Consider the following 8,236-nt stretch of genomic DNA (forward strand, 5'->3'; position numbering starts at 1 on the left):
AACGTGGTTTTCATCAGCGTACAGCGGTTCTTAGAATCGAGATTCCAAATCAGGTTCAGCGGCTAAGACAGTAATTACAGTAGGATTCTTACACTAATTCAAGCGACTTCTCCTGGGAATCCCCGCATAAGCAGCTTCTTTCTTCAATACAAATATCCTCTGGCTATATCATATGATCAATCTAGATGTTCGATGAGAAGCTGAGGAAACGTATATAGACTCTTTACTTTTTTTCTGCTTCCGAAGAAAAACGTGGATTCATAAGTGGAATAACAATTGGAGGTGTAAGGCCTGCCTGCCCTGTAAACGATAAAATAGCTGCGCGTAGTACTGGCAGAAGTATTGAAGTACCGCTCTCAGCAACCATTTTTTCTAATGCCTTTTCTTCGAGGGTTTCTTGGCATTCGAAGACACCCTCCATGCTTGCCTTTATCGTAAGATAATCTGTCTCATCGGCTCTACCAAATGCTGTTAGAGTGAGCGCAAGAAGACAGTTCTTCCTACCGTCTTCTTCGATAATTCTCGTCTCTCTACCGAGTTCAATAGATATCACGATCTCATTTTGTACTGGAGTGTAGGAGAAGGAAAACTCCTTTATCAGATATCTTTTCATTTGAAGTATCGCTTGTTCCACTCTATGCATTTATCAAGCCGCCTCACTCGGTTTCCATCTAAAATAGCTTTCATTATTCTTCACCGAAATTACGGGAATATATATAGGAATGTATTTTATTACCTCTCTTGTTATTTCGGTTTTTCTGTCAGTTATTCCAAGATCTACATTCAGTCTTCCTTCAAGACAGGAAGAGATCTTGACAAGAGTCTCTAAGCTAAGATTCTCTTCTCCACGTTCAATATTTGAAACGTATGGCTGCTTAAAACCTAACAGCTCACCCAATTGTTTCTGCGAAAGACCTCTTTCTTTTCTGTAGCTCATTAACTGACTGGCAACTTGACCCTTAATCCTACCTATAGCGAGAGAATCTTCAACATTGTAGGTCTTGGCAACTTGGTCAAGAAACTCACCGAAAGATGAATTCCTCTTGATGGCCATTATTTCACCCCTTTCGAACTTTGAATCCTTTATTATCGCTCAACCATTTATCCGCCAGACTTTCAGCTTGTTTAACTGCCTTAACATAATCTGCTGAGCTTTTCTCAATGAACACCATAAGCAAAACACAGACCTCTTCAATACCATTGCTGGGAAAAAAACACAAACAACGAACATTCAATCCTTTTCTAATCAGCGTAATGCTGTTAATGCTCGTACCATGCAACTTTTCCAGTAGACCGGACTTTCTGACTCCTATAGGCCCATCTCTTTCAAGTACCTCTTCGAAGAAACCAAGCTTGTCCATAACAGGAGCTACCCTATTATTATGCTTGTCCAGAAAATCCAGAAAACAGGAATTGAAGCTTTCTGATCTTATGATTCTCATCGCACACCTCATTTATAACCTATAACTTATGTAATTATGATTCGAGGGAATTACAATCACGGTTGATTAGGTTAAAGTATGCACGTTTATTCTCATTATTCTTCCGCTTTCTCATGCATGCAGTTTCCTGGGCGACAAGAAACGGCATATACTGCACTATTGGCTAGCAGTGGTTCGCGTCTTTGACTGCCAATGTCTCACCAAACCTCAGAGCGAAGAAGCCAAATAACACCCCTTCGCATTCATACATCCCCCAAACGCTTACGCAACTGACCTCGGGTCCGTCCCTGGCAAAAAGAACACTGAAGTGAATTCTTCCACTTCGTGGCCGTTTCTTGCCATATGGTTGCAGTAATCTTCTTGAGTCAGTCTCTGAATGTCTCATGATCAAGCAGTTGGACCTTGACATTTCTTCGCAGGTTTTCCCGGAACCCCTAATGCTAAGGATCTCGTAGGCTCTCTCCCTGATTTTATTGCTATCCTCCTGAATTTAATTACGACACGTCTGTTATTTTACATCACTAAACATTCAGAACAAAATACACTAATATGATGTGATTAGTAGATAGTTAGCCTTGTCAAGCCCTTAAACTGACAACAGTGATCGTTTTTGGAAGAGACCGCGGCCCTCTTCAACCTTGCGAATCTCACTTAGTTTGAGGGAAACAATCAAATTGGGAATCGCCTCAGTTCACATGGGAATTCATCAGCAGAACCAGAACCTGCCTACGACTTGCAGAACAAAACTTCTCGTTTGCAGAATGAATGGCAACCATTTCAGCTATGCATCTCACTGGAGAAGAGCCGCCTTCTTCACCTTTCAGAATCGGATGTTAGCCTCCTTTNNAAAGGCGCTGAAGAAGGGCTAAATGGAAAGGAAAGCCAGACGTACCACCCCGTTTTCAAATAACCGCGCGTTTGATTCGTTGAGTGTCTTAAAGACCCAGCCCCAATTTAGGGTTTTCTTTTGCGGGTCCTGTTTATTGCCCTTCTTTAAGAAAGAAGCTCCTTCCGAAAAAACAGAAGAAATGAAGTAGTCAGGTTTTCAGGTCTTGAATCATTTTCATTTAAATCTAGGAATATCGGCAGGTAGTCCTACTCTCATGAAAAATCTCGCGAAGGCCTGGGCGAGGTGTTCTCTGTACGGAGGAAGCAATCGAAGCCGGTCTCCTTGTCTTCTCAGATGTTCTATCAGAAAGTCATAGTGAACACCGTAAACGTTTCTAAAATCAACTACCAAGAAGTCCTCTGTGAACTTGTCAATTTCGCTCTTGTTCAAGAGATGGAATGCATGAAGATGCCCCCTGCGAAGATCTTCCTTTCCAGAGCTCTTTCTGAAGTGAGGAACTGAATTCTCTATTGCCCTTAAGGGCCAAACCGGACAGACAAGAACCAGGTCAATCTTCTTGTTTGCTAGGTCACAAGACTGACTCATGATCAAAACATCATAAGTAATCACATCGGCCTCGACCTGTTTGTATTCTTCGATCGTGGCTGGAGGAACAATAATTGGGCATGAGTATACGAAATCACCTTGCTCTGGCGGCTGGCCTTTCTCAACCGTTCTATACCAGGGATACTCTGCCATCACAATCACCTAGAACAAGTCAACGTCATCCAGTCGATTTGGCTGACCTTTCTTCACGTTTCTAATGGTCAATCTAATCTTGTACCTTGCTTTCGGGGGCAAATGGCCTGGCAGAGGTACAGAATTTCTAGCTTCTCTCACACTGGGAACGATTTCTGAAGTTCCTGTCTCCGAGAACCAGACAGGAAACAATGTATCAAGCACAGTACCAGCGTCGGCAAAACCACTTGATCCGCAACCCGATTCGATTATCCTTGAAGGATTCAATGTCTTGTAGAGTGCTGATTCTGGGAATTGCCTAAACAAGACAGAGGAATTCTCGAAAACTGACGAAGCAGTCCCGTTTGGCAATACAAAGGAATCGAATTCTCTAACAGTAATAGCTAACATCACTGAAACCTCCTGAGTAAATCACCTTCAATCAACCCAAAGAACCAATCGTCCGCCAAAGAGTGAGCTTCAGAAACCCATTTCATGATTCTCACAACCGGACTGAGAGCTTCGTCGGAGATCCTTACAATCTGGGTATCCCAGAGCAGAACATCTCTCTCACCTTTCTTGGCTCGCATTACCCGGAAATTAAGTTGACTATCTTCTTCCTTTGTCGGAAAAGCATACCTAAAATCAAATGCAGTAGGGTTCTTGTCTAAACTGCATTTCTCAAAGAGTTTGTTATCTATCCCAGCGTTCACTTTCAGATTCCTCTGCAAGAAGCAAAACAAGTCTTCCGAAGTGTAATCAAAATCTATTGCATCAATATATCTGAGGGAAAGCATATTAACCTTCAGGTTGATGTCTGGATCTGGATAAGACTCGAAGAAATCTTTGATCAAGCGGCTAATCCTGCCTCTGAAATCATCCCACGAATAGTCTTCAGTCGCATTCAGCGTGATAATTCCGGGTCCCAACTGCACCAAAGGCCAACACGCTTGCCCTTTTCGGAACTGGTGCTGAACAACAAAAGGCGCCATTTCATCAGGTATAGAAGCTGATGGAAGCTGTTCGTGAAAAGGATATTCGTCACGAATTCTACTGTATAGGCTCCCCAAGACTATCCTATAATGCGGATCGATTATCGATCCTGACTCCTGGGTTTTCAGAGCCCAGCGCAGCTCAAATATTGCCTCAACTAGAGGTTTGTTCTTAAGAATTGGCCACTTCATGTTAAACACCAATCTCATACAGAAAATACTTGCATTCTGGCTTATTAATATATTATCATACGTTACTTCTCTCCCGGATTTCCAAGCCAATTCCCAGATGATATAAGTCAGCAATTAGAGAAGATCTCGAAGAATTCTGAAGAAGAAAAAGACACGAACCTCAACAGAATTTTTTTCTCTGGAAGGACTGAATTGCAGTCGTCAACCATGTCAAAAGATAGATAATTATCATCAAGATCCAAATAGGGAGAAAAAAAGACTGATCTCAACTCAAAATACGAAGTCCCTATTTTCGAGAAAAGTCAACACTGCCCTTTGACAGCAAGAAACCCAAAAGGCGCTGAAGAAGGGCTAAATGGAAAAGAAATCCAGACGTACCACCGCGTTTTCAAATAACCGCGCACATGATTCGTTGAGTATCTCAATGGCCCCACACTCGATTTGGAGTGTTCTTTTGTGGGTTCTGTTTATTGTCTCATGAGAAAAATGAAATCCTTCTGAAAGAAGGGCCTCTACTGGCGGCTGCCCTGTACAGCGGGGTTTGATTTTCAGTGTCGCCATGTTCTGGCGAAAGACGGTCTCAAGTAGACGAGTCCCTAATCAGCAGTAATTATCATAGGATTCCACGCTGATTTCGAGCGGTTTTCTCCGGGAAGCCTCGCGCTAGCAGCTGCTTTCTTCAATACAAATATCCTNNAAGTGAAAGAGATAATAGCGGCCCTAAGAAGAGGGATCAGAGTTGCGGTCCCGCTAATCATGCAAAAGTCTTCGAATGTTTTGTCTTCCATATTCTCGGGAGCTTCAAACCTACCCTTGATTGTTGCATCGAGCTTCAAAGCCATCTTTCTTCCGCTTCGACCCCTGACTTTGACTGAGAGAGACAACAAGCCGAGGAGGCAACCGTTATCGGCACGCCCATATTCAAGCTCTGGATCATGCAGGTCCAGCGAAATTGACATGTTTTTGACCCCCTCCTGGAGAGTAAACGAAAAATCAGAAATTCTGTGCGCCAAGAAACGGAACTCGGCATTCACTGGCTCAGGCACTATTCTTCATCCCTTTGATGCTTTGATTGCCAACGTACTCCCATATTGAGACTCGCTCTTCAGAAGAATCTGGAATCGAAGTATCATCTTTGAAGTCAATCTCAAGAGATACACGACCTCCGAGTTTGTTGACAACGTCAAAAAGCTTTCTTATTGTGAAGTTATAGTCGCCACTTTCGATCTTCGAGATCATTGCCTGGCTGCACTCTAGTTTTTCTGCCAGCTCCTTTTGTGAAAGGGATTTATTCGCCCGATAGTTAATAAGAGCTGCAGAAATATCCGTCATGACTCCAATCAAGTTCAACTCAAATCTCGTGTCATCGTCTGCCGACTCTAACAACAGTTCTCTGTCTCTCTTGAATGGAGGCTCTGGATTTTCAGTATTCATTCTTCTCTTTCTTTCGCCTTCAACCCATGAAAACATAAACAACTGCACCTCCTAAAACTTGCACACATTAAATCCCCGACCGGTCCATTCACAAATCCTCGACTTCAGTCTCTCGATCGCCTTCTCATACTTTTCATCGGACTCATCAAAGAAGACAAGATAAACAATAATCTTCTTATCATTGAAGAAGCAGAAAAGAATCCTTGCGTTTTCTGGATCATTCCTCTTCGTCTCTGTAAGATGAAGAGAACATATTGAATAACTGGTCTTCGTACGTCTCAAAACCTCCAGGCGGGAAGATCTTCGCGGTTTTGCAAGTTCCGTTTTCAGATAATTCTCCCCCGCCTTCTCCAGCAGCTCGGTGAGCAAAAACCTTTTCTTTATCAGATCCTTCTTTCTGGAGGGATTCTTTCCTACGTACTTGTCAAATTCCCTCTGCATTCTTTCGTCGGATAAGACATCGATCTTTCTCTCCATCTTACCTCTATTTATAACTTATAAGTTGTATTATTGTAAGAACGATCCGTAACGATTATTACTCGTTACAACCATCTTGGGTCAATTAATAAGGCATTGCTCGCGATATCAAATGATTTCCATGAGCTTTCGGGATGGTTTAAGTAATCCTCTTGAGTTGATCTCTGGATGTAGAATAATTGGTAAGTTGGACTTCAACATTTCCTCTGCAACTGGTTTTCTCTTCGCGAGAAACCTTGAATATTCACTAAGTTCCATTGATTGCAACAAGCACAAAGCACTTTCTTATTGCGAGATATTCGCAAGTTAATATCTGTAGCCGGGCCAGTTGATCTACTTTCTCTTACTATCGAAAGTTGTTTAAGCAGACGGGCATAGTTCGCCTCAGTTCACATGAGAATTCATCAGCAGAACCAAAACCTGCCTACGACTTACGGAATAAATCCCAACGATGTCAGATATACATTTCATAAACTGTTGTCGAATTTCTTTACCAAGAAGAGATCGTTCTGAACTGAAGACGTTTGTCCCAATGATAGACAATTGAAGTAGCCGGGCGGGCGCCCGGCTTCGGTTCAGCTATGTGAATATGCAGTGGGCAAAACGAATCATGTTACCCTTTGACTGTTTGCTATTCTCCGGAAAGCATCTACTGAATAGGGTTTGCTTTGGTCACCTGCTGCGTACCTGCAATGGTGTGCTGATTTTTTCCCACCCATTCCTCAATAACCTCTCTGGCATCATCAAGATCAGCAATAGTAATCGATTCGCCGAGTTTGTCTTCGTAGAAGTTCTGAAAGCTTGATCCTCTGGAGCTGGAGAGATCGAGGATCATACCTGCTATGATGTATCTTCTGCTTTGCTCTGGTTTGTCGAGGTTCTCGAGTGCCTTGCCTGCAAGAAAGTAGCTTTTCGGAGTCCGGGGATCGAGCCTCAGCAGCTTCTGAGCCCATGCGAGGGCATCGAGAGGCCTGTCAGTATCGAGATAGAGATAAACAAGCTCTTCCACAGCTTTCATGTTATCTTTGTCTTCCCAAAGAGCAGCCCTGAACATAAGTTCGGATTTGTAAGGCTTCTTTCGCTTCTTGTAGATCTTTCCGAGGAAGACCATTCCTTCTATGTCATTCGGTTTCCTGGAATAATGCTCTTCAATAAGCGACTCTGCAGTCTCTGTGTCATCGAAGAGATAGGCGATATGCCCCAGATCCCACAGCTCTTCCTCGTTCAAAGTTACCCAGCTTTCGAACTCGCTCGCTACGGATACACTCTTCTCAGCCTCAGAAGCGCATTGACTACTTTCTCCATTTAGAACTGTTTCTGAAACACTCTCCTTCTTTGAGAGATCGTTTATTATCTCGCGATAAAGCTTGGCTGCTTCTTTCCAACTTCCATCCAGAAGCAGAGCCATCGTCTTGGTTATTCTGTCTTCCATGATATTTCTCCTTTCTGTAAATTCAGTTGCAAGTTCTGAGTTACAAGTTGCAAGGGAAAACCAGTTCCAAGTTCTGAGTTGTGAGTTGCAAGGGAAAATCCAGTTGCAAGTTCTGAGTTGTGAGTTGCAAGGGAAACCAGTTGCATGAATCGATGATTTCGGCGAAACTTTGATTGATCATCATTCAGAAAAGGAGGTTCTAGCTGTGTCGACATCTTTCAAAGATCTTCTTGTATGGAACGCCAGTATGGATTATGTAACCAGCATCTACAAGATAACTAGAGACTTCCCGGATTCTGAACGTTTCGGTCTCGCTTCCCAGCTCCAAAGAGCAGCGGTATCAGTCCCCTCGAATATCGCCGAAGGCTCCGGAAGGTATTTCAAGAAGGAGTTTGTTCATTTTCTTTATCAGGCTAGAGGATCTCTTCTCGAAACCTTCACTCAGATAGAAATAGCCTTCAGACTTGGTTACATCACTGATCAAGTTCGAGACCAGCTCATCGAGACCGGAGAGGAGATAAGTAAAATGCTCAATGGCCTCATAAAATCTCTCAAAGACTGATCTTTCAGCGGAGCTAGGCTCATGAGCAGTTCTAGATCCCTTCTGTTGTACAGTTCTTCTTTCTTGCAACTGAGAACCTGCATCTTGGAACTGCTCTTAATCTTCTTTTCGTTCTTCTTGCAACTGGTGAGTAGCCCA

Annotated in this window: 10 protein-coding genes; 1 reads left to right on the forward strand and 9 read right to left on the reverse strand. The window is 43.1% G+C overall.

Annotation, left to right across the window (positions count from 1 at the left end; genetic code table 11):
* Positions 1 to 223: 223 nt before the first annotated feature.
* From B3N33_RS05670 to B3N33_RS05710, 9 genes are all read right to left on the reverse strand, one after another.
* Entirely contained in the window at positions 224 to 643 is a 420-nt protein-coding gene (locus B3N33_RS05670) for a protein-export chaperone SecB (RefSeq protein ID WP_214079283.1), read from the reverse strand.
* 3 nt (positions 644 to 646) lie between these two features.
* A complete protein-coding gene (locus B3N33_RS05675; RefSeq protein WP_292592440.1) occupies positions 647 to 1,054 on the reverse strand; it encodes a helix-turn-helix domain-containing protein in 408 nt (135 codons plus the stop codon).
* 4 nt (positions 1,055 to 1,058) lie between these two features.
* Positions 1,059 to 1,442 (reverse strand): hypothetical protein, encoded by a 384-nt coding sequence (locus B3N33_RS05680; protein WP_214061146.1) that lies wholly within the window; start codon positions 1,440 to 1,442, stop codon positions 1,059 to 1,061.
* A gap of 1,063 nt (positions 1,443 to 2,505) precedes the next feature.
* A complete protein-coding gene (locus B3N33_RS05685) occupies positions 2,506 to 3,030 on the reverse strand; it encodes a hypothetical protein (protein WP_214061147.1) in 525 nt (174 codons plus the stop codon).
* Between the two features lie 9 nt (positions 3,031 to 3,039).
* Positions 3,040 to 3,420, reverse strand: a complete 381-nt coding sequence (locus B3N33_RS05690) for a hypothetical protein (RefSeq protein WP_292592442.1) — start codon at positions 3,418 to 3,420, stop codon at positions 3,040 to 3,042.
* Entirely contained in the window at positions 3,420 to 4,193 is a 774-nt protein-coding gene (locus B3N33_RS05695) for a TIGR04255 family protein (RefSeq protein WP_214061149.1), read from the reverse strand. Before B3N33_RS05695 ends, B3N33_RS05690 begins: the two co-directional genes overlap by 1 nt.
* A gap of 1,038 nt (positions 4,194 to 5,231) precedes the next feature.
* On the reverse strand, positions 5,232 to 5,663 hold the full coding sequence (locus tag B3N33_RS05700) for a helix-turn-helix transcriptional regulator (RefSeq protein ID WP_292592444.1): 432 nt from the start codon (positions 5,661 to 5,663) through the stop codon (positions 5,232 to 5,234).
* A 15-nt stretch (positions 5,664 to 5,678) separates the two neighbouring features.
* On the reverse strand, positions 5,679 to 6,104 hold the full coding sequence (locus tag B3N33_RS05705; RefSeq protein ID WP_292592445.1) for a hypothetical protein: 426 nt from the start codon (positions 6,102 to 6,104) through the stop codon (positions 5,679 to 5,681).
* 649 nt (positions 6,105 to 6,753) lie between these two features.
* The gene (locus tag B3N33_RS05710; protein WP_292592446.1) at positions 6,754 to 7,536 is read right to left on the reverse strand and encodes a tetratricopeptide repeat protein; all 783 of its coding nucleotides are present in this window, start codon (positions 7,534 to 7,536) and stop codon (positions 6,754 to 6,756) included.
* 205 nt (positions 7,537 to 7,741) lie between these two features.
* Here B3N33_RS05710 and B3N33_RS05715 point away from each other — a divergent pair, with 205 nt between their 5' ends.
* On the forward strand, positions 7,742 to 8,098 hold the full coding sequence (locus B3N33_RS05715; protein ID WP_214060034.1) for a four helix bundle protein: 357 nt from the start codon (positions 7,742 to 7,744) through the stop codon (positions 8,096 to 8,098).
* The last annotated feature ends 138 nt before the right edge of the window (positions 8,099 to 8,236 follow it).

Source organism: Mesotoga sp. UBA5825, assembly GCF_002432955.1.
In the GTDB taxonomy this organism is placed as follows: domain Bacteria; phylum Thermotogota; class Thermotogae; order Petrotogales; family Kosmotogaceae; genus Mesotoga.